18 protein-coding genes are annotated in these 22,221 nt (G+C 61.7%); 10 read left to right on the top strand and 8 right to left on the bottom strand.

The window, feature by feature from the left end; all coding sequences use genetic code 11:
* Nucleotides 1–90: 90 nt before the first annotated feature.
* The 6 genes from ACWFSR_RS04860 to ACWFSR_RS04835 all read left to right on the top strand — a co-directional run bounded on the left by ACWFSR_RS04860 (nucleotide 91) and on the right by ACWFSR_RS04835 (nucleotide 7,183).
* Nucleotides 91–1,185, top strand: coding sequence for an acyltransferase family protein (locus tag ACWFSR_RS04860; protein WP_197108982.1), 1,095 nt, complete (start codon nucleotides 91–93; stop codon nucleotides 1,183–1,185).
* A 100-nt stretch (nucleotides 1,186–1,285) separates the two neighbouring features.
* A complete protein-coding gene (locus ACWFSR_RS04855) occupies nucleotides 1,286–2,605 on the top strand; it encodes a bifunctional o-acetylhomoserine/o-acetylserine sulfhydrylase (RefSeq protein ID WP_197108983.1) in 1,320 nt (439 codons plus the stop codon).
* Between the two features lie 132 nt (nucleotides 2,606–2,737).
* Nucleotides 2,738–3,943: a homoserine O-acetyltransferase MetX gene (metX, locus tag ACWFSR_RS04850; protein WP_447523222.1), complete on the top strand. Its 1,206-nt coding sequence runs from the start codon at nucleotides 2,738–2,740 to the stop codon at nucleotides 3,941–3,943.
* 116 nt (nucleotides 3,944–4,059) lie between these two features.
* Entirely contained in the window at nucleotides 4,060–5,223 is a 1,164-nt protein-coding gene (locus ACWFSR_RS04845) for a sensor histidine kinase (RefSeq protein WP_197108985.1), read from the top strand.
* The gene (locus tag ACWFSR_RS04840) at nucleotides 5,220–6,473 is read left to right on the top strand and encodes a hypothetical protein (RefSeq protein ID WP_447523221.1); all 1,254 of its coding nucleotides are present in this window, start codon (nucleotides 5,220–5,222) and stop codon (nucleotides 6,471–6,473) included. Before ACWFSR_RS04845 ends, ACWFSR_RS04840 begins: the two co-directional genes overlap by 4 nt.
* Before the next feature lie 38 nt (nucleotides 6,474–6,511).
* Nucleotides 6,512–7,183, top strand: a complete 672-nt coding sequence (locus ACWFSR_RS04835) for a response regulator transcription factor (RefSeq protein WP_197108987.1) — start codon at nucleotides 6,512–6,514, stop codon at nucleotides 7,181–7,183.
* A 173-nt stretch (nucleotides 7,184–7,356) separates the two neighbouring features.
* On the opposite strand, the gene ACWFSR_RS04830 is transcribed toward ACWFSR_RS04835, so the two are convergent.
* From ACWFSR_RS04830 to guaB1, 6 genes are all read right to left on the bottom strand, one after another.
* Nucleotides 7,357–7,668: a thiamine-binding protein gene (locus ACWFSR_RS04830; protein WP_100389925.1), complete on the bottom strand. Its 312-nt coding sequence runs from the start codon at nucleotides 7,666–7,668 to the stop codon at nucleotides 7,357–7,359.
* The gene (locus ACWFSR_RS04825) at nucleotides 7,665–8,963 is read right to left on the bottom strand and encodes a glycosyltransferase 87 family protein (RefSeq protein ID WP_447523220.1); all 1,299 of its coding nucleotides are present in this window, start codon (nucleotides 8,961–8,963) and stop codon (nucleotides 7,665–7,667) included. Before ACWFSR_RS04825 ends, ACWFSR_RS04830 begins: the two co-directional genes overlap by 4 nt.
* The gene (locus ACWFSR_RS04820) at nucleotides 8,957–9,811 is read right to left on the bottom strand and encodes an ADP-dependent NAD(P)H-hydrate dehydratase (RefSeq protein WP_447523219.1); all 855 of its coding nucleotides are present in this window, start codon (nucleotides 9,809–9,811) and stop codon (nucleotides 8,957–8,959) included. The genes ACWFSR_RS04825 and ACWFSR_RS04820 overlap by 7 nt, the downstream gene beginning before the upstream one ends.
* Nucleotides 9,812–9,838: 27 nt before the next feature.
* On the bottom strand, nucleotides 9,839–10,873 hold the full coding sequence (locus ACWFSR_RS04815; RefSeq protein WP_197108990.1) for a hemolysin family protein: 1,035 nt from the start codon (nucleotides 10,871–10,873) through the stop codon (nucleotides 9,839–9,841).
* The gene (locus ACWFSR_RS04810; protein WP_197108991.1) at nucleotides 10,873–12,195 is read right to left on the bottom strand and encodes a hemolysin family protein; all 1,323 of its coding nucleotides are present in this window, start codon (nucleotides 12,193–12,195) and stop codon (nucleotides 10,873–10,875) included. Before ACWFSR_RS04810 ends, ACWFSR_RS04815 begins: the two co-directional genes overlap by 1 nt.
* 149 nt (nucleotides 12,196–12,344) lie before the next feature.
* On the bottom strand, nucleotides 12,345–13,781 hold the full coding sequence (gene guaB1, locus ACWFSR_RS04805) for a GMP reductase (protein WP_447523218.1): 1,437 nt from the start codon (nucleotides 13,779–13,781) through the stop codon (nucleotides 12,345–12,347).
* A gap of 180 nt (nucleotides 13,782–13,961) precedes the next feature.
* On the opposite strand from guaB1, the gene ACWFSR_RS04800 reads away from it, so the two are divergent.
* The gene (locus ACWFSR_RS04800) at nucleotides 13,962–17,846 is read left to right on the top strand and encodes a multifunctional oxoglutarate decarboxylase/oxoglutarate dehydrogenase thiamine pyrophosphate-binding subunit/dihydrolipoyllysine-residue succinyltransferase subunit (protein WP_447523217.1); all 3,885 of its coding nucleotides are present in this window, start codon (nucleotides 13,962–13,964) and stop codon (nucleotides 17,844–17,846) included.
* 99 nt (nucleotides 17,847–17,945) lie between these two features.
* Here the strand turns inward: ACWFSR_RS04800 and ACWFSR_RS04795 are convergent, their stop codons facing one another.
* Nucleotides 17,946–18,176 (bottom strand): anti-sigma factor family protein, encoded by a 231-nt coding sequence (locus ACWFSR_RS04795; protein ID WP_197108994.1) that lies wholly within the window; start codon nucleotides 18,174–18,176, stop codon nucleotides 17,946–17,948.
* Complete coding sequence (locus ACWFSR_RS04790; RefSeq protein ID WP_231601028.1) at nucleotides 18,173–18,799, bottom strand: sigma-70 family RNA polymerase sigma factor; 627 nt, start codon at nucleotides 18,797–18,799, stop codon at nucleotides 18,173–18,175. The genes ACWFSR_RS04795 and ACWFSR_RS04790 overlap by 4 nt, the downstream gene beginning before the upstream one ends.
* 109 nt (nucleotides 18,800–18,908) lie before the next feature.
* Here ACWFSR_RS04790 and aroA point away from each other — a divergent pair, with 109 nt between their 5' ends.
* The 3 genes from aroA to ACWFSR_RS04775 are packed head-to-tail and all read left to right on the top strand — an operon-like array spanning nucleotide 18,909 to nucleotide 22,173.
* Complete coding sequence (aroA, locus tag ACWFSR_RS04785) at nucleotides 18,909–20,315, top strand: 3-phosphoshikimate 1-carboxyvinyltransferase (protein WP_447523216.1); 1,407 nt, start codon at nucleotides 18,909–18,911, stop codon at nucleotides 20,313–20,315.
* Nucleotides 20,316–20,317: 2 nt separating this feature from the next.
* Nucleotides 20,318–21,379: a ribosome small subunit-dependent GTPase A gene (rsgA, locus tag ACWFSR_RS04780; protein ID WP_197108996.1), complete on the top strand. Its 1,062-nt coding sequence runs from the start codon at nucleotides 20,318–20,320 to the stop codon at nucleotides 21,377–21,379.
* Nucleotides 21,380–21,381: 2 nt separating this feature from the next.
* Entirely contained in the window at nucleotides 21,382–22,173 is a 792-nt protein-coding gene (locus tag ACWFSR_RS04775; protein WP_447523215.1) for an inositol monophosphatase family protein, read from the top strand.
* Nucleotides 22,174–22,221: the final 48 nt, after the last annotated feature.

The raw sequence follows: 22,221 nt of genomic DNA, 5'->3' as shown, positions 1-22,221 counted from the left end.
TTCCTGCAGCGAGCTGTCGGTTCAATCTAGTTCCCACAACTGGAGAAAAAGCACACGAACCTCACGGCCTCGCAGATTACACTTCGACGAATGACCGGAGCTTCTCTCACCACTTCGCCGCCTGCGCGCGCCCCCAAAGTGCGACTCCCCCACTGGGACAACGCCCGCTTTCTCGCCGTCACCCTCGTGGTGATTGGCCACGGTATCCAGCGGCTCACGTACGACTCCAACAACGCCTTAGCGCTGTACCTCTTTATCTATGCGTTTCACATGCCCGCCTTCGCGATTATCAGTGGTTATTTCTCCAAGCCGGGTCCGCCATCGGCGCTTCAGATGCGTCGAGTTCTCACCGACATTCTGCTGCCGTACTTCATCATGGAAGCCATCTGGTCGATCGTGAAGTTCTTCGCGGAGGGCACGACTGACCTCAACCCGTCGAAGCCCAGCTGGACGCTCTGGTTCCTTCTCGCTCTCGGCATTTTCCGCCTGGTGCTCCCGTACCTCGCACTATTGCGATGGCCGCTGCTGTGGGCAATCATCGGCTCTGTCGGTGTCGGGTACTTCGACAACGTTGACAGCACCTTCTCGCTCTCTCGCGCCATCGGCATCCTTCCTTTCTTCGTGTTGGGGTGGAAACTCAATGAGTGGAAGCTCATGGAGCGTTGGAAGGTCGCCGAACGCTCGGTCTGGCTCATTCGGGCACTCGCCGTCACGATCTTCTTCGGGTGGATCGCCATCATCCTCAGCAACATTGAACTGTGGCGCACCATCAACCTGCGCTTCTGGTTCTTCTACGACGACTCCTACCAGGGCCTCGGTGAAGACCAGTGGTGGGCTGGCGCGGTCCGGCTCGGCCTCATCGCGCTCGCTATCCTGCTGAGCGCAGCGTTCTTCGCTCTCGTGCCTCGCCGCCATACGTGGATAACGGATGCCGGCCAGGCCACCATGTACGTCTACCTCCTGCACAGCTTCGTCCTCTATCCACTGCGCGAAAGCGGACTACTGATGGATGAACGGTCCTCGGCTATGTGGCTCGTGAGCATGGTGCTCGGCTCCATCGGTATCGCGCTCGTGCTGTCGACTCCGCTGATCAAGAAGATTTTCCGGCCCATTATTGAGCCCAAACCCAACTGGGTATTCGCCCCCTTACCGAAAGAGACAGATCTGTCTACTAAAAAACGGTGAGTTACGACATATTTCACGAGTGATTGACCACCCCACGGGGCCTGCTTAGGCTCACAGTGTGGCGGACATCCCGATCCACCAACCGACCTAGGAGGCCGCCGTGAGCGACTGGAACTTTGAAACCAAGCAGATCCACTCGGGCGCGCAGCCTGACCCCACGACCAACTCGCGGGCGACACCGATCTACAAGACGACCGCTTATGTGTTCAACAACGCGGATCACGCGAAGAACCTCTTCGCGCTGGCCGAATTCGGCAACATCTACACCCGCATCCAGAATCCCACCCAGGATGTCGTCGAGCAGCGCGTAGCCGCCCTCGAAGGCGGAACCGCAGCGCTGTTGCTCGCTTCCGGCCAATCGGCAACGACGTTCGCCGTGCTCAACATTGCGCAGGCTGGCGACCACATCGTCTCGTCGTCGTCCGTCTACGGCGGAACCTACAACCTCTTCAAGTACACGCTCGCGAAGCTCGGCATCGAAACCACCTTCGTTGAGAATCAGGATGACGCCGCCGAGTGGGCTGCCGCTATCCGCCCCAACACCAAGCTCCTGTTCGCGGAGACCATCGGCAACCCGCGCATCAACGTGCTCGACATCGAGCTCGTCGCCGACGTCGCCCACGCTGCTGGGGTTCCGCTGATCGTCGACAACACCATCGCTACTCCGTACCTGATTCGTCCGTTCGAGCACGGCGCCGACATCATCGTTCACTCGGCCACCAAGTTCTTGGGCGGCCACGGCACGGTTCTGGGTGGAGTCATCGTCGATGGCGGCAAGTTCGAGTGGTCGAAGAACGTCGACAAGTTCCCCGGTCTCACCGAGCCTGACCCGTCGTACCACGGCGCCAGCTACACCGGCGTTCTTGGCGATGCCATCGCGTACATCATCAAGGCCCGCGTTCAGTTGCTGCGCGACCTTGGCTCGGCCATCTCCCCCGACAGCGCTTTCTCGCTCATCCAGGGAATCGAAACACTCAGCCTGCGCATTGAGCGTCACGTGCAGAACGCTCAAGCAATCGCCGAGTGGCTCGACAGCCACGACGACGTTGACACGGTCTACTACGCCGGACTGCCCTCGAGCCCGTGGTACGCGAACGCCAACAAGTACGCGCCCAAGGGTGTCGGTGGAGTTCTCTCCTTCGAACTCAAGGGTGGAGTGGATGCTGGCCGCTCGTTCGTGAACAGTGTCGAGCTCTTCAGCCACGTCGCCAACATCGGTGACGTGCGCAGCCTCATCATTCACCCCGCATCGACGACCCACTCGCAGCTCTCCCCCGAGCAGCAGTTGACCGCCGGAGTAACACCAGGACTGGTGCGACTCTCGGTGGGCCTCGAGAACATCGAGGACATCAAGGCCGACCTGCAAACCGGTTTTGATGCCGCACGCGCTACCGCCGCAGAGGCGCGCGCCCGCGTCTAAGACTGCTGGCTTCACCAGTGGCGGCAGTGCTCTTCGGAGCGCTGCCGCCACTGCCTCGTTAACGCGGTCGGCAGCCACCGGCTCCGTAATAATTTCGTGCCACACAGAATAGTTCGCGATACTTAAGACGACATGGACTGGCAGACACCTGAAGACACTGTTCCTTCGGCATTCATCACTGACGCAAACGTGCGTTCGCTCCTCGGCAAGCCCCCGGCGACGGGCGCGTGGCGCGAGGGCGATCCGGTAGGTCACCGTCAGTTCGTCACCGTCACCGATCTCGCTTTGGAGTTCAGCCGCCGCCTTCCCTCAGCGCGTATCGCTTACGAAACGCACGGCACTCTCAACGACGACGCGTCAAACGCGATCCTCGTCGCCCACGCCCTCACCGGTGACAGCCACATTGTGGGCAACCCCGGAAACGGACACGCTACCGCCGGATGGTGGAACGATCTTGTGGGTCCAGGCAAAGCCATCGACACGGACCGCTGGTTCGTCGTCTCCCCCAATATCTTGGGCGGCTGTCAAGGCAGCACCGGTCCGGCATCCCATGCCCCCGACGGAGCCGAGTTCGGCGCCCGCTTCCCGTTCATCACGATCCGCGACCAAGTAGCCGCCCAGGTCGCCCTCAGCGATGCCCTCGGCATCGACAAGTGGGCGGCGGTAATCGGTGGCTCGATGGGCGGCATGCACGCGCTGGAATGGGCGGTCGCGCATCCCGATCGCCTCGACAAAGTAGCCATCTTGGCCGCACCGCCGGTCTCCACAGCCGACCAGATCGCTCACAACTCAGTTCAGGTCGAGTCGTTGCGTACTGACCCTGCCTTCGCCGATGGTGCTTACTACGATGCCGCCGATGGCGACGGGCCCCACCGCGGGCTCGCGCTGGCGCGTCGCCTCGCACTGCTCAACTACCGCTCTTCCGACGAGCTCAATGAACGCTTTGCCCGCACGTGGCAAAGCGACGTGAGCCCGTGGGGCAAGGGTGGCCGTTACGCCATCGAAAGCTACCTCGACTTTCACGGAAACAAATTCGCGCGCCGCTTCGATGCCAATAGCTACGTCACCCTCGTCGAAGCAATGAGCTCCCACGACATTGCGCGCGGTCGCGGCACCGTCGCTCAAGCGCTGGCTCGCGCCACGATGCCCGCGCTCGTGCTTGGCATCGACAGCGATCGACTCTTCCCCGTGTCCGGCCAAGAGATCATTGCCGAGCACCTGCCAGGCAATATCGATGGAGCGCTGCCGCATGTCATCCATTCGCCCTTCGGGCACGACGGCTTCCTGATTGAAGATGCGCTCGTGAGCGCCCAGCTAAAACGCCTGCTCGCCCTCTAAATCTCCTGAGAATCACCCCGCATCGAGCGTGTTGGGCGAAAAAATGTCGCTTTCTCATGACAAACGGCGGTGCGTCACCCCCGATGGAGGGGCGGAATGTGCAAACATTGCCACAAATGGACCTCACCACAAAAGAACGAGATCGCCTACTTCAGCGCACTGCGCGAGTAGCGAGTCTCAGTTTTCTGATCGTTTCAGTCGTGTGCCTGAGCATCCCCGACGCAGTGTCGACGACAACACTGCTGCTATGCCTCCCGTTGTACGTGGTGATGGGCGTTGTGCAGTTCCAAACCGGAAACAGCCGGTCGCTCGGCTGGGTCATCCCGTCGTTCGTGGTTGGCATCGTCGCCATCCTGCTTATCGCCGGCACACCGGGTGGACCAAGTCAGGCCGGGCTCTCCGCTGTTGCCCAGCTCTCGTCGGCTTCCCTCGCCTGCCTCGCCATCGTGCTGACAACCACCCTGCTGCGGCGCATCGTGCTGCTCGTCAGCTTTCTCGCCGTCGCGAGCGTCACGATTATTTCGCTCGCGCCGTTCCAACCGCCCGTGCGCACTCTCGCCCTCGTGATCTTCGGCTGGATCCTCGCTGCACTCATCGGCTTCTGGATTAGCTCCGGTGTTCCGCAGGCCGTGCGCCGCATCGCCAGCATCGGTCGCGCCCACCGGGCAGAACGCCAAGCAAGCGAGACTGAAGCCCAGCGCCGCCAGGGTGCTCGACTACTTCACGACACCGTTCTGGCCACCCTCACTCTGCTCGCCCACTCCGGTGTCGGCGTTTCAGCAGAGGCAATGCGTCAGCAAGCGGGCGACGATGCCCGCCTCTTGCGTCAGCTGCGTCTCGGTGCCACTCCCACGCCGCAAGCATCCGGCGACTACAACCTCAGCGCCCCGGTGAGCGAGACGGTGCTCGGCACCACGCTCGAGTCGGTCAAGCAGCGCTTCGGCCGCATGGGCCTCGAAGTGAGCTGGCACGGCACCGGCCAAGTCCTGCTCCCCAGCGACGTCCTCGACGCTTTCCTACTCGCACTCGCTGAGTGTCTCGAAAACGTTCGCCGCCATTCCGGTGTTACAGAAGCTCACGTCACGATCACCGAAGACAACACCACCGTTCGCGCCATGATCACCGACTCCGGTGTCGGCTTCATCCTCGACGATGTAGATTCGGCAAGCCTCGGCTTCAAAGAGTCCGTCGTCGCACGGTTGAAAGAAGTCGGCGGGCAAGCACGACTGTTCTCCACGCCCGGTTCCGGAACGACCGTCGTCTTGGAGGTTCCCCGATGACCTACGCTCCCCCCGAAGAAAACACTCTCGGCGTCATCGTCGGCGGCAAACCACGCCATGCCAAGAGCGCCGCTGTCCGGCGCCTCGCGGGCGACGACACTCCCCGACTCATTGGCCTCGGCACCGGTTTCGTCGGCGTCGGAGCGGCCATTCTGGTGAGCCTTCGCGCGATCTACGGTCTTGTGTGGCTCGTAATCCAATGGGACATCTACCCCAACCCCGTCACCGCAGCTATCGCGTGGGTGCTGCTGATCATCATCATCATCGGCACCATCACGGTGGTGCAGCTCACGAGCGGCCAACTTCCGCTCTGGATGTTCGTGCTCTTCCTTGGGGGTCTCGCCGCCGTCATGGCGCTCGACATCTTCGCCATCTGGGATCTGCACAACATCGGCGGCCACGCGACCTCCGCGGTTGCGGCCGGAATGGCGCTGCTTCTTGTGCTGACGGTTCGCCCCAGTGCCGACATCATCATCGCTGTCTCTGCCGTCGGCGCAGGCTTAGCCGCCGCCATCGTGGTCAATGTGCCCCTGACCAACGACAACATCGCTCCTCAGATCACGACCGTGGCGTTCGCCGTGCTCCCCACCGTGATCGGGCTCACCCTCATCGTCAACTTCCGCCAACTCGTGCAGGTCGAACTCGACCGAGTGCTCGTACAGAGCACCCTCACGGCGCCACGCTTTGCCGTCGGCATGATGGCATCCGAAGAACTTGCCCGCCTCGACCTCGCCGCTGAAAAGCTGCTCGACTCCGTGGCAAACGGTTCAACCAAATTGCCGTTGCAACCCAAAATTGCCTCGACCGCAGCATCCCTCGCCACCGAATTGCGGCTGCACCTCATTGAGGGGCGCCGCGAAACCTGGCTCTATCACGCGATCACCGAGTCTGACCTGCTCGGCAAATCCGTAACACTCACCGACAAGGGAAGCCTTGCCGGTTTGCTCGACCCCACCCAGCGAGATGGCTTGCTGTCCACTGCGTGGCTCTTTGTGACCGACACCACCAAACGCGGAGCCAAGAACTCCGTCCACATCACAATCGCGCCATCAACTACCGTTTTGGCGTCCGGTTTCGAAGACAAAGTGGCGGTCGGAATTTCGATCAGCTCAACCGGAGTGGCACGAAATCGTGTCGACGCCTCCACGTGGGAAGCGGTCGCAAAGGTCGGAACCTATACCGACTCCATCGAGAACTCCAGCGTGCGCCTCGACATTGAATGCCTCGTCGAGAACCCCGCCGACCAATAATTTTCGTAAGATAAGACGAACGACCAGAGGACCTAATCGTGACTGAACCAACAAAGCGCATCCGGCTCGCCATCGTTGACGACCACCGAATGTTGCTCGGTGCGCTCACCGAGTGGATTCGCCAGGCCGCCGCCGACATCGACATGGTTGTTGCCGTGCCGACGTGGCCCGAACTCACGATCCACCCCGAGTTCCCCGTCGACGTTGTGCTCCTCGACCTCGACCTCAAAGACAACATCCCGGTCTCGCTCAAGATCAACACCCTCAAGTCGATGAACGTGCGCGTCGTCCTCATGAGCACCTATTCCGAGCCCAACGTGGTTCGCGAAGCTCTCGCCGCTGGTGCCCTCGGCTACCTCGTCAAGAGCGAAGACGCTGACATGATCGTGGAAGCGATTCGCGCAGCGTCCAAGGGTGAATCGTTCATTTCCGCCGAACTCGACTTGGCGATCAACGCCGACGAAATCGGTGGAGCCCCCAAGCTCAGCGCCCAAGAACGTCGCGTCATGGCGCTCTATGGCGGCGGCGAGCCCGTCAAGTCGGTCGCCTACCAACTCAGCATCTCCGAAGAGACTGCCAAGAGCTACCTCAAGCGCATTCGCGAGAAGTACCGCGTCGCAGGCTTCGATGTTGGCACCAAGGTAGCGCTGCGCAAGCGCGCCCTCGAAGACGGCATCCTCATCGAGACCGACACGATGCACCACCTCTAGGCTGCACCGCCCGGCACCACGCTTAAACGCAATCGCCCTGTCCCACTGCGTGTGGGACAGGGCGATTGCGTTGCGCGGGTTGCGCGGAATGCACGGAATGCACGGAATGCGTGCTCGCACACATGCTAATGCTGGCGCTCAGCGACTAGCTCTCAGCTGCTAGCTCTCAGCTGCTAGCTCTCAGCGCGGATGATCGCTTGCTCGAGGCGCTCAACCTTGCCGGTCATCTCCCCGGTGCGACCGGGGCGGATGTCGGCCTTCAGCACGAGCGAGACACGGGAACCAAATTGCCCGACAGCTTCTGTCGCGGCCTTGACGACGGCAAAGACTTCGTCCCAGTCTCCCTCGATGGTCGTAAACATCGAGTCGGTCTGGTTCGGAAGCCCCGAGTCGCGCACCACTTTTACGGCGGCCGCTACGGCATCGTGGACCGAATCGGTTCCGTCGGAACCACCACTGGGTGCGATTGAGAATGCGACGATCATGCTGACTCCTTTGCCGTGGGGCGTTCGAGGGGCGGGTTGTAGGGGGTTGAGAAGAACGGCTGGGGCGTGTGTTCCCCGCTCGCAGACGAGCGAGAACCGAGCCGTACGAGCTGCACGATTGCCCACACCAGCAGGGCGAGAAGGAGCACGTTTCGCACTGTCAGAATGGCAACCATGATGGGGTCGGCAGCCAAGAGCTGGTCATAAAAGTACGGATACACCAGCTGGGTAAGGGCGGCAATGATGAGGGCGAGCACCGCGGGCATCCGGAACCGAAGCGACCCCTCGGCGCGAGCGGTGAGCAGCCCAAGAACGATCGGTACCGCGAGCCAGCCAACAAACTGAGGCGAACCGACCTTATTGACCACGATGAGCGCGGTCACGAGGGCGAGACTCACCATCGAAAAAACGCCGAGAGTTGAGGAGCCCGCGCGCGTTGCTCTCACGCCCAGCACAGCGATCACGAGAATGACCACTCCCAGCAGCGGTGTCATGAGGGCCGCCGCGAGTTGCACTCCAGCTCCGGTCACTTGAAAAGTGAGAATCGAGGCGTCGTAGTAGATGAAAGTGTTGGGCACGCCGGCGACGGCCTGCCAGAGCCAGAACGCGGCGACGGGAGATTCAATCTGGATGCCGCGGCCCGTCTGCTCGCTGACGAAGCTGAAGATGTTCATCCCGGAGCCTGCCAACAGCGCGAACACCACGACCGTGGCAGTCGTTCCCGCGGCAGCGATCGCAACGGCCCAGCGATGGCGCAGCGTGATGAACGCCGCGAGCAGGAGTGCTGCAGGCCACACCTTGATCCAGGTGGCACACGCCAACACGATTCCTGCCGCTCGCGGGTGCCTGCTCAGCAGCCGCACTCCGACAAGCGCGACAGCTACCGTCACCGCGTCAATGCGACCAAGCGCAATCGGGCCGAGCGCCAGCAAGAAGACCAGCCACCACCATCCGATAATCACTCCCGCGCGCGAGCGACCCCAGCGGGTGAGAAAACCAAGCGCGACGAGGTTGAGGAGCATCACGAGGGCCAGCCAGGTCGCACCAATCTGACCGATGCCGAAGGTGACAGACGCGAGAATCGGCACGATCGCGAGCAGCGGATACACCCACGGCATATCGACGCCCACCACGATGCCCGAGGCGTAGGCCTGCTGCGCCCAGCCGGCGTACACGATAGTGACGTCCCCGAAGGGGTTTCCGGGGCCCTGAAGGTTGAGCAGCCCCAGCACGAGATGCACGGCGATAAAGAGAAGCCAGAGCGCGAAGGCGCTGACGGTGTGGAGGTTCAGCACGCCGCTGCAGAAGCAGGTGCAGTGCCGCCAGCGATCGCCGCAAGTTCCGCGACGATCTGCGGAACGTGAGCACACAGGTCGAGAATGGTGAGCGGGCCGCCAGCGCTGGCGGCCTGCGCGGCGCGGCCGTGAACGTAAGACGCGGTGGCAGCGAGCCCCACGAGCTGTGCCGGATCGGCGAGCACCGCGTCACTGTGAGTTGCGACCAGAGCCCCGAGGATGCCGCCGAGAGCGTCACCGGCGCCAGCAGTAGCCAACCAAGCCGGTGCAGCCGCAACCGCGACTGTCGTTGTTCCGTCGGAGATGTACGTCGTGTGGCCCTTGAGTAGCACGGTGCAGCCGAGTGTGGTCGCGGCGGATTGCGCCCAGTCACGCGGCGCGGCAGCGATATCGTCAACGTCTGCGCCGAGCAACCTCGCGAGCTCACGGTAGTGCGGGGTGATCACCGTCGGGGTGTTCACTCGGTGCACTACGTCAAGGGCTCCCCCGTCGAGCACAATGGGCCCGTTCTGACTGATCGCCGCGGCAATGCGTTTCTCAGCATCCGGCTCACGGTCGGCATGGTCCATGCCCGACCCGATCAGCCAGGCTTGCACCCGGCCGTCAGCCATGACCGCTTCGGGGCGACGCTGCAAAATCAGGTTCTCGGCACGCTCAGCACCGAGGTAGCGGATCATGCCCACCCCGGTTCGAGCGGCAGCTTCGACACCGATAACGGCGGCCCCCGGATACTGCGCAGATCCCGTGATCAAGCCAAGCACCCCGCGGGAGTACTTGTCATCAGAGTCTCGGGGCAGAGCGATGTGACGTGCCGCCTCAGCAGCACCCCACATCGGCTCAGTCTCCATGGATGTCAACGATAGTTGAGAACGCCGCTAGCGACGCCGGGTGGCGTCTTGCACTTCGCCGACGAGCACTTCAATGATGTCTTCGAGGAACAGCACACCCGTTGTCTCGCCTGTGGCATCGAAGCTGCGAGCAACGTGCACTCCCGAACGACGCATTGTCGCCAGCGCATCTTCGAGGTCAGTCTCGCAGTACATCGAAATGAGCTGACGAATCCGCTTCGGCGGCACTGGCTCCGAGAATTCACTCTCGTCGAGGTCAATGACGTCTTTCAAATGCAGGTAGCCCGTGGGCTCCCCCGCATCGTTCAGCAGGATGTAGCGCGAGAATCCACGCTGAGCGACCGCCTTTTCGAGATCGGCAGGTGCGGCAGCTTCGGGCAGCGTGACGAGCCCCGACATCGGGATTGCGACATCCCGAACCTTTTTGGAGGTGAACTCAAACGCACCGGTGAGAGTGCCACCGGCATCCATCAGCACGCCTTCTCGCTTCGACTGGGCAACAATCGTGGCGACCTCGTCGAGAGTAAATACGCTGTTCGCTTCGTTCTTCGGCACAACCTTGAAGAGCCGCAGGATGCCGTTCGCGATCGCGTTGAGGGCAACGATGATGGGGCGGAAGACTGTCGCGATGAACACGAGCGGCGGCGCCAAGATGAGCACCGCACGATCAGGAATCGAGAACGACAAGTTCTTGGGCACCATTTCTCCGAGCACGACGTGCAAGAACGAGACAATGATCAGCGCGAGAATAAACGCCACAGTACTGATCAGTTCTTCGCTTAGCCCGGTCAGCGCCAGTGGCACTTCGAGCAAGTGGTGAATCGCCGGTTCTGACACATTCAGAATCAGCAGCGAACACACGGTGATGCCCAGTTGGCACGCCGCGAGCATGAGCGTTGCGTGTTCCATCGCCCACAGCGCGGTCTTTGCCGAACGTGAACCGGATGCCGCAAGCGGCTCAATCTGTGAGCGTCGCGCCGAAATGACGGCAAACTCTGCCCCCACGAAGAAGGCATTGATGATGAGCAGAACGAAAAGCCAGATGATTCCCCAGACGTCCATTAGCGCACCACCTCGGCATCGCTTGTGGCGTCAATCGGATCGGGGGTAAACCTCACGCGGTCGATGCGTCGACCTTCCAGTCGTTCAATGCGGAACACTCCGCCGGCGGCGGAGATGGTGTCGCCGGTGCGCGGCACACGGCCGAGTTCGCTCATGAGCCACCCCGCAACCGTTTCATATGGTCCCTCTTCGGGAACTTCAACGCCCGTGCGCTCAAGAAGCTCATCGGGGCGCAGAATTGCGGGGAACGTGAACCAGTCACGAGAACGCACCACATCCGCTTTGGAGCGGTCATGCTCGTCGGACACTTCACCGACAAGCTCTTCCACGAGGTCTTCGAGAGTAGCGACTCCGGCAGTCCCGCCGTATTCGTCAACGACTACAGCCATCTGATAGCCGCGTCCGCGCAGTTCTGAGAGCAGAGCATCCAATCGCATCGTCTCTGGCACTTGGAGCGCTTCGGTCTGCAGCGCAGAAACGGGCACGTCGGCTCGCTTCTTGTGGGGCACCGCAACGGCCTGCTTGATGTGCACAAAGCCCACAACATCGTCGATGCTGTCGTCGATCACAGGGAAGCGAGAAAAGCCGGTGCGCTTGGCGAGGTCAATGACGTCTTGCGCACTGTCGGTGCGGTCGATGCTGTCAACCCGCGGCCTCGGCGTCATCACGTCTTGCGCCGTGTGATCGGCAAAGGCGAGCGTGCGCGCGAGCAGTGTGGCAGTGTCCGCTTCCAAGCTGCCTTGGCTAGCCGAGCGGCGAACGAGGGATGTCAGCTCTTCTGCCGTGCGAGCGCCCGACAATTCTTCTTTCGGCTCGATTCCCACGGAACGGAGGATCGCGTTCGCCGTGTTGTTGAGCAGGCTCACGGCCGGCTTGAACACCGTCGTGAAAAGAACTTGGAACGGCACGACAAATTTTGCGGTGGCGCGTGGCAACGCGAGAGCAAAGTTCTTGGGAACCAGCTCGCCCACGATCATAGAGAGCAGCGTGGCAAAGGTGATCGCCAGCACGCTAGCAAGCACGACCACAACGCCCTCGGGGAGCACTTCGCCGAGCGGAACCGATAGCCAAATACTGAAGGCCGGTTCGAGGGTATAGCCAGCGAGAAGAGTCGTGAGAGTGATTCCCAGCTGGGCGCTCGACAGGTGAGTCGACGTGTGCTTGAGCGCCGCGATTACGGGGGAAAGTCGCTTTTCGCCCCGCTCTTGTCGTGACTCAAGATCGGAACGATCGAGGTTGACGAGAGCAAACTCAGAGGCGACGAAGAAGCCAGTGCCGACGGTCAGCACGAGGCCGGCGGCGAGGAGAAGCCATTCATTCATGACAGTTCACCTCCAGCCGCGGAGGTAGGTAGAGAACGGGCGAGAAACAGGTGATGGTCGCACGGAGAAGGGCCCCGGCGACAACTAGAGGGAGGGTCGTCCATTATGGGCCCAATTATAGGACAGATTCCTTAGGAACTGCCGATCTACTACCAGCTGACGGGCAGGGCTTTTCCCTCTTCGTACCCGGCAGCCGACTGGATGCCCACCAACGCCCGCTCGCGGAACTCCGTCAAAGTGGCCGCCCCGGCATAGGTGCACGAGCTGCGCACCCCCGACGTGATCATGTCGACGAGATCGTCGAGAGACGGTCGAGCGGGATCAAGATAGATCTTGGAGCCAGAAATCCCCTCAGCAAAGAGTTCTTTGCGAGCGAGATCGTAAGCATCGAGGCCACCAAAGCGAGCCCGCACTGCCTTGGTCGACGCCATCCCCCAACTGGTTTTGTAGAGCGCACCGGCATAATCGTGACGCAGTTCGCCTGGGGCTTCGATCGTGCCAGCAAACCACGAACCGATCATGACGGATGCTGCGCCAGCGGCGAGCGCGAGTGCAACGTCACGCGGGTAGCGCACCCCGCCGTCAGCCCACACGTGGGCGCCGAGTTCGCGCGCGGTTGCCGCCGTCTCAAGCACTGCGGAGAACTGCGGACGGCCGACCGCGGTCATCATGCGCGTGGTGCACATAGCGCCGGGGCCGACACCGACCTTGATGATGGTTGCTCCTGCTCCAACAAGGTCTCGCACGGCGGCGCTCGTCACCACGTTGCCTGCAACTAGCGGTACGCCGAGGTCGAGGGCGGCGACGGTTTCGATCGCGCGCACCATGCCTTCTTGGTGTCCGTGCGCGGTGTCAAGAACGAGAGCACACGCACCGGCAGCGACGAGAGCGCGCGCACGCGCCCCCACGTCGCCGTTGATGCCGAGTGCTGCAGCGACGGCAAGCTTGCCGTGGCTGTCGAGGGCTGGTGTGTAGAGCGTCGAGCGGAGCGCACTTGTCTTGCTTGTGGTTCCCACCACTGTCGCGCCCACTACGACGGGCGCGAAGGAGATTCCTCGCTCTACGAGGAGGTCGAAAAGTTCACGGGAGCTGCCAAACTCGGCCCGCTCGATCGCCTGCGTGTCAGCGCGAGCGATATCGCCGAGCGCTGCACCGGGCATTGCCGAGGCCAGCTGTTCGGCATCTACGACTCCGGCGAGTTCGCCGTCGTTCAGGAGCACAACCCCGTGCCCTGGCAGCGGAGGCACGAGCAGAAGCGCCTTCTCAACGGTGTCGTGCGGGCTCAAGAAAACTGCCGAGTCGAGGTCGCTTGGCTGATCGCGCACCCACGCGAGGGCGTCGGCCATGTCATCGTCGCTGAGGTCTTGCGGGAGCACGCCGAGTCCGCCGCGGCGTGCGAGGCTAGCGGCCAGCCGTGGCCCTGTCACGGAATTCATGTTGGATGCTACGAGCGGAATGGTCGCGGGCGTTCCGTCACCGGGTGCCAGCGAAACTGCCATCCGACTCCCCACCGCGGAGTGGCTGGGAACCAAAAACACGTCTGAGTAGGTCAAGTCGTGCGTGGGTCTGGTCTCGTAGAAATCCATGGTGACGAGCCTAATTGCCACCAGATGAAAACAATCTGCAGAAAAGTCAGGAAAATAACGGAGATCGCCGCCCCACGACCAGCAGACGCACAACAAAGCGATTAACATTGGGAGGGATGTCTGGCGCGCAGACCGCGCGCCGTTTTTGTGAACACCAGAACTGAAAGTAGGCGGTTTGACGTGTCAGGCCAAGTAACCGGAACCGCAGCGGACGGAGACTCCTCGAGCGACTTCGGGGCCAACGAATGGTTGGTCGACGAGATGTACGAAAAGTACCTCGAAGACAAGAATCTAGTAGCGGAATCCTGGTGGCCCTTTCTCGAGAGCTACCAGCCCTCGGCTGACTTGACTCCGTCAAGCGCCGTTCCCACGTCGACGACTCCGGATGCTCCGGCCGCAGCCCCGGCGACGACGCCCGCTGCACCGCAGCCCGCCGCCGCAACTCCTGAAGCTCCCGCGGCTCCCGCCTCGTCGGCCGCCACCGCAGTAGCTCCCGCCGCCGCTGCTTCTCCCGCAGCTCCCGCAGCCGACGCCAAGTCCTTCGTCGATGAGGCAAACCCCAGCACGGGCAGCCAGCCAATCGCCCGCACCACGTCGATTGAGCCGAAGCCGCAGCCGATCCCGGCCGAGGCCCCTGCAACCACTCCGATCGAGACCCTCAAGGCCGAGGCCGCTGCTAAGCCCAAGACGGTAAACGCGGTTGCTCCCCTGCGAGGCGCTGCGAAAGCCCTCGCCTCGAACATGGACTCGAGCCTCACGGTTCCGACCGCTACGAGCGTTCGCACCATTCCCGCGAAGCTCATGATCGACAACCGCATTGTCATCAACAACCACTTGAAGCGTGCTCGCGGTGGCAAGGTGTCGTTCACCCACCTCATCGCGTGGGCCATCATCGAAACTCTCAAAGAGTTCCCCAGCCAGAACGTCTTCTACGACGAGCCAAACGGCAAGCCGTCTGTTGTCACTCCGGCGCACATCAACCTCGGCATCGCCATCGACATGCCGAAGCCGGACGGCACCCGTGCGCTTGTTGTTCCCGGCATCAAGAACGCCGAGACCATGGGCTTCGGCGAGTTCCTTGCTGCCTACGAAGATGTGGTGTCCCGCGCTCGCGCGAACAAGCTGACCGGCCCCGATTACATGGGCAACACGATTTCGCTGACCAACCCGGGTGGGATCGGCACCGAGCATTCTGTGCCCCGCCTCATGCGCGGTTCGGGAACGATCGTCGGTGCAGGAGCGCTTGAGTACCCGGCCGAGTTCCAGGGTGCAAGCCTTCGTACCCTCACCGAATTGGGTATCGGCAAGACGGTTACCCTCACGAGCACCTACGACCACCGCGTTATTCAGGGTGCTGGTTCGGGTGAGTTCCTCAAGAAGATCCACGAGCGCCTCATCGGTGCCAACAACTTCTACGAAGACATCTTCGCAGCGTTGCGCATCCCCTACGACCCCATTCACTGGGCCAACGACATCAACGTCGACCTCGCCGACAACATCAACAAGACGTCGCGCGTTCAGGAACTGATTAACTCGTTCCGCGTTCGTGGTCATCTCATGGCTGACACTGACCCGCTGGAGTACCGTCAGCGCTCACACCCTGACCTCGACATCTCGAGTCACGGCCTCACTTTCTGGGATCTCGACCGTGAGTTCGTCACTGGCGGTTTCGGTGGCAAGCGCCAAGCACTCCTGCGGGAGATTCTTGGCACCCTGCGTGATGCTTACTGCCGCACCGTTGGCATCGAGTACATGCACATTCAGAACCCGGAACAGCGCCGCTGGATCCAGGATCACGTCGAGAAGCCGTACAGCAAGCCTGGCCACGACGAGCAGATGCGCATCCTGGGCAAGCTCAACGAAGCCGAAGCTTTCGAGACCTTCCTGCAGACCAAGTACGTCGGCCAGAAGCGCTTCAGCCTTGAGGGTGGAGAGTCGACAATTGCGCTGCTGGATGCTGTCATCCAGAAGGCCGCAGAAGCCAACCTTGAAGAGGTTGCCATCGGTATGGCCCACCGCGGCCGCCTGAGCGTTCTCACGAACATCGCCGGAAAAACCTACGGTCAAATCTTCCGTGAGTTCGAGGGAACCCAAGACCCCCGCACCGTTCAGGGTTCGGGTGACGTCAAGTACCACCTCGGCACCGAGGGCACCTTTACGGCAGCTGACGGTCGTCAGATCCCTGTCTATCTTGCCGCTAACCCTTCGCACCTTGAAGCGGTGGATGGCGTTCTCGAGGGAATCGTCCGCGCCAAGCAAGACCGTCGCCCGATTGGCTCCTACGCTGTTCTGCCCGTCATGGTTCACGGAGACGCGGCCATGGCCGGTCAAGGCATCGTCGTTGAGATTTTGCAGATGTCGCAGCTGCGTGCCTACCGCACGGGTGGAACCATCCACGTCAACATCAACAACCAGGTTGGCTTTACGACTCCGCCGAGCGAGGGCCGCACGTCGCAGTACTCGACGGATGTTGCCAAGACTGTTCAGGCACCGATCTTCCATGTGAACGGTGACGACCCTGAAGCTGTTGTTCGCGTTGCTGAGCTCGCCTTCGCCTATCGCCAAAAGTTCCACCGCGATGTTGTTATCGATCTAATTTGCTACCGCCGCCGCGGTCACAACGAGGGCGACGACCCCTCGATGACGCAGCCGCTGATGTACAACCTGATCGAAGCCAAGCGTTCCGTTCGTACTCTCTACACCGAGGGTCTCGTCGGTCGTGGCGACATCACTCAGGAAGAGTACGAAGCCAGCCATCAGGACTTCCAAGACCGCCTTGAGCGCGCCTTTGCCGAAACGCATGCCGCTCAGACCGGTTCGATGCCGATCCTCAGCAAGGATGGCAACGGAGTTTCTGACCTTGAGCGTCCCGGCTCGCAGCGCGACGATGCTATCGGAGAGCCCATCACGACGGGCATCGACGAGAGCGTTGTTCACCTCATTGGTGATGCTCACGCGAACCCGCCGGCGAACTTCACCGTGCACAAGAAGCTGCAGGCTCTGTTGAAGAAGCGCACTGACATGAGCCGCAAGGGCGGAATCGACTGGGCATTTGCCGAGTTGCTCGCTATCGGTTCTGTTCTCCTCGAGGGAACCCCGGTGCGCATGGCCGGTCAGGATGCTCGTCGAGGCACCTTCGTTCAGCGCCACGCTGTGCTCCACGACCGCGAAAACGGTCAAGAGTGGCTGCCGCTGCAGAACCTCTCCGAGAACCAGTCGCGCTTCTGGATCTACGATTCGCTGCTCAGCGAGTACGCCGCTCTCGGCTTCGAGTACGGCTACTCGGTAGAACGCGCCGATGCTCTGGTCATGTGGGAAGCCCAGTTCGGTGACTTCGCCAACGGTGCCCAAATCGTCGTCGATGAGTTCATTTCGAGCGCCGAGCAGAAGTGGGCTCAGCGTTCAAGCGTCGTCATGCTCCTGCCGCACGGCTATGAAGGCCAGGGTCCCGACCACTCCTCCGCCCGCATCGAGCGCTACCTGCAGATGTGTGCCGAGAACAACATGATCGTGGCTCGCCCGTCGACGCCGGCATCGTATTTCCACTTGCTACGTCGCCAGGCCTACTCGCGTCCGCGCCGTCCGCTGATCGTGTTCACCCCCAAGGCGATGCTTCGCCTGCGCGGTGCCACCAGCGACGTTGCTGACTTCACGAGTGGTCGCTTCGAGCCCGTTCTCGACGACGTGCGTCTCGACGACAAGTCAGCCGTCACCCGCGTCATCGTGACGTCAGGCAAGACCTACTACGACATTGCCGCTGAGCTCGACAAGCGCGAGATCAAGCACATTGCTGTAGTGCGCATGGAGCAGTTCTACCCGCTCCCCGTTGCCGACATGACCGAGGTTCTTGACAAGTACCCGAACGCTGACATCGTGTGGACTCAGGATGAGCCTGAGAACCAGGGTGCCTGGCCGTTCATCAGCCTGGAACTCCAGCGCCACATTCAGTCGCGTGAGATCAAGCTCGCATCGCGTCCGGCATCCGCCTCACCGGCGACCGGTTCGTCGAAGCGCAGCGCGCTCGAGCAGGCCGAACTGATCGACCACGCGATTACCCAGCCGTAACCGCAACCGCGTTAACCACGAAAGCGGGCATCCTCCGAGGAGGGTGCCCGCTTTCGTGTTCGCGGTGAGCAACCGTAGGCGCTCAGCGCTAGAGAGTGTTTAGGCGCCCGCCAGCTTCGACAAGATCGCGCTGCGCAGATCATCCGGGGCCGTCTCGCGGCAGGCCTGCTTGACCTTGAGCTTCAACGCGAGCGCCACAAGGTGTTCGCTTGAGCAGGACTCGCAGTTGTCGAGATGGTTTGAGACATCCTGAAAGTCGGCCTCGTTGAGTTCGCGGTCGAGGTATTCCTCGAGTTCGGCTTTTGCTTTTTCGCAACCGCAGTCGGTCATTTCGTGCTCCTTGATGCTGCTGGCGTGCCGGGGGTGCGGTCACGCGCGTAGTCGGCTAGTAGTTCACGCAACATGCGACGGCCACGGTGCAGTCGACTCATTACGGTGCCTACGGGGGTTTTCATGATGTCGGCGATCTCCTGATAGGAGAAGCCTTCGACGTCGGCGAAGTAGACCGCAAGGCGGAAGTCTTCGGGAATAGATTGCAGAGCATCCTTCACCGCACTGTCGGGCAAGTGATCGATAGCTTCTGCTTCAGCCGACCGTGTCGAGACAGACTGAGTGACAGATTCTGCGCCGCCCAATTGCCAGTCTTCAAGATCATCGATCGTGCCCTGATACGGGTTGCGCTGATTCTTGCGGTAAATATTGATGAAGGTGTTGGTCTGGATGCGATACAACCAGGCCTTCAAGTTCGTGCCCTGCTGGAATTGTCCGAACGCCTGGAACGCCTTGATGAAGGTCTCTTGAACGAGATCTGCAGCGTCCGTAGGGTTGCGGGTCATCCGCATTGCAGCGCCAAAAAGCTGGTCCATAAAGGGCAGCGCTTGCTCTTCAAACTGTCGTCGCTTCTCGTCAGCGGCAGCATCGGTGGCGCTGGGCTCAACTCTGTCGGTAGTCATTAGCGACAATTCTAGTTCGCTGATGACGGCATCCTGCTGAGTATTCAGTACTACGGTCATACGGGCGCCTCCTCCGTGGGGTCTTAAACGCCGATACTCTTAGTAACTGATGTTCGTATCTAAGTATTCCAACCCAGAGTTCAGCCCGTATGACGACGAGACGGTGCCAGACACCACGGTGCCCGGAAACTGGCGGGCGCCGACCGTCACTCACGCACTCTCCGCATCGCTGAGTTTGCCGGGAAGCAAGAGCCTCACGAACCGCGAATTGGTCTTGGCTGCTCTCGCCGATGGCCCATCGCGATTGCACTCGCCTCTTCATTCGCGCGATAGCGCTCTCATGATTCAAGCGTTGCGTGCGCTTGGCGTCGGGATCACGGAGATCCCGACCGGCAACGCCTTCGGTCCCGATCTGCACGTCACCCCGGGCGAACTCGAAGGTGGCACCTCAATCGATTGTGGTCTCGCAGGAACGGTCATGCGTTTCCTGCCGCCCGTTGCGGCGCTCGCCCTCGGACCGGTCGCTTTTGATGGCGACGAAGCTGCCCTTCGTCGCCCCATGCGCACCACGATTGACTCGCTGCGAGCGCTCGGCGTGGATGTGTCCGACGACGGTCGCGGAACCCTCCCCTTCAGCCTGTACGGCATGGGCACGGTTGCCGGCGGCGACGTCAGCATCGATGCCTCGGCATCCAGCCAATTCGTTTCTGGTCTTCTTCTTGCGGCAGCACGCTTTGAGAAGGGGCTGACGCTTCGTCACACCGGCGACAAGCTGCCGAGCATGCCGCACATCGAGATGACGGTCGCATGCCTAGCTGCACGTGGGGTCACGGTGGAGAGTCCGGAACCCGGGGTGTGGGTTGTTCCCGCTGGCCCGATCCGTGCGATCGACGTGGCGCTCGAGCCCGACCTCTCTAATGCCGCGCCGTTCTTGGCGGCTGCGATCGTGGCCGGCGGAACCGTCACGATCGAAGGCTGGCCAGAGTCAACCACTCAGGTCGGTGCTGACCTTGAGCAGCTGCTTCCCCTTTTCGGCGCGACGGTCACGCGCAAAGATGGTGCGCTCACTGTCGATGGCGGCGTAGGCGTCGTGGGCGGCCAGCGCTACCCCGGCATTGAGCTCGACCTCTCTACCGGTGGCGAACTCGCTCCCGCAATCGTGGCGATCGCTGCGCTGGCGTCATCCGCGAGCACCATCACAGGAATTGGTCACTTGCGCGGCCACGAAACCGACCGTCTCGCAGCGCTCCGCACCGAGATCAACGCACTCGGCGGATCCGTCACCGAACTCGACGACGGTCTTCACATTGAGCCGGCCGAACTGCACGGTGGCGTATGGCACAGCTACGAAGACCACCGGATGTCGACCGCCGGCGCCATCATCGGTCTCGCCATTGAGGGCGTAGAGATCGAGGGCATCGAGTCGACCGCCAAGACGCTCCCCCAGTTCCCGGAGCTGTGGCGCACGCTCGTCGGCGACGCACCGCTGACCACCGACACTCTCGGATTGCTCTAACGATGAGTTGGCTCACCGGCGACGACGACGATGACGACCGCAAGTACAGCGAATACGACGAGAGCTCGATTCGCATGCGGCCGAACCCCAAAGCCAACAAGCCGCGAAGCAAGATTCGCCCCGACCACGCCGACGCCATTGAGGGGCGCGTCTTCAGCGTCGATCGCGGTCGCTACGGAATTTGGGTAGACGAGGGCACGCCAGACGAACGCCAAATCATTGCCGCTCGGGCCCGCGAACTCGGTCGCAACCAGCAGGGCAAAGTGTCTGTCGTGACGGGTGACTGGGTCGATCTCGTGGGCGATACGAGCGGCACCGATGGCACTCTCGCGCGTATCGTCCGCATCCGCGAGCGCACCACGCTGCTTCGCCGCAGCGCCGACGACACGGATGCCGTTGAACGCATCATCGTCGCCAACGCCGACCAGATGCTGATTGTTGTCGCCGCCGCCGACCCGGAGCCACGGCCGCGCCTAGTTGACCGCTATCTCGTGGCGGCCTTTGATGCGGGGATTGATCCCATCCTGTGCATCACCAAGACTGACTTGCAAGATCCGGCGCCGTTCTTGGAGAACTTTGCGGGTCTCGATCTGACAGTGATCGAGAGCCGTTCAGATGAGGTTCCCCTTGACGAGCTGCGCGCGCTCTTGGAAGGCCACACTACGGTTGCGGTCGGCCACTCGGGAGTGGGCAAATCGACGCTCGTGAATGCTCTTGTACCCGACGCTAATCGCGCGGTCGGCCATGTCAATGCGGTCACCGGGCGTGGGCGTCACACGTCATCGTCGACCATTTCGTATCGCGTGGGCACCGGCTGGGTTGTCGATACTCCCGGAGTTCGATCCTTTGGCCTCGGTCACATCGACCCGAGCAAGATCTTGTCGTCCTTTACTGACTTGGCCGAGCTTGCCGAAGAATGTCCGCGCGGCTGCACTCATTTGCCCGATGCTCCCGACTGCGCGATTGCAGAAGCGGTCGCTGGCGGAGCGCTCGGCGAGGTCGGCAAGTTGCGCCTCGACTCGTTCCAGCGGCTCATCACGACACTCGGTTCCGCTAGCGTGTAGTCGTGACCGAATACACTCTCGCCGACGATCTTTCCCTCGCGCTCGCCCTCGCCGGCGATGCTGACCTCATCTCGCTCGACCGCTTCACCGCGCTGGACCTTGAGATCACGACAAAGCCCGACCGCACGCCTGTGACGGATGCCGACAAAGCTGTTGAGCGCAGCATCCGTGCCGGAATTGCTGCTGCCCGCCCCGGAGACTCGATTCTCGGAGAAGAGTATGGCGAGGCCGGAGACTCGAACCGCCAGTGGATTATCGATCCCATCGATGGCACCTCCAACTTTTTGCGCGGCGTCCCCATCTGGGGAACGCTTATCTCGCTCGTCATCGATGGTGTGCCCCAGGTTGGCGTGGTCAGTTCCCCCGCTCTGGGTAAGCGGTGGTGGGCGGCAACTGGTCACGGCGCTTTCGCTCAGGCCCGCGATGGCGAGCCCGAACAGATCTCAGTGAGCAAGGTGTCTTCGCTTGAGGCAGCATCCATCAGCTACAACAGCCTGCCGGGCTGGGATGAAGCTGGTCGCCTCGATGCGGTCGTTGCGTTGACTCGTGCCACGTGGCGTTCGCGCGCGATCGGCGATATGTGGGCGTACATGCTGCTCGCCGAAGGTGCGCTCGACGTCGTGGGCGAATTCGACTTGAAGCCGTATGACATGGCAGCGTTGATCCCCATTGTGTTGGAGGCGGGTGGTCGTTTCACTTCTGTTGAAGGCGTTCCGGGACCGTGGGAAGGTAACGCTCTGGCAACAAATGGCGTACTTCATGACGAAGTTCTGGGGTTTTTGAGCTCTCACTAGGGTTTCGCCCGCTTCTGTTAGCTGTGAATACGCTGAGTTTCACTAAGC

Source organism: Salinibacterium sp. NYA9b (genome assembly GCF_976973725.1).
Note: the sequence above shows the minus strand (reverse complement) of the source record. Positions and strands in the feature narration are given on the sequence as shown.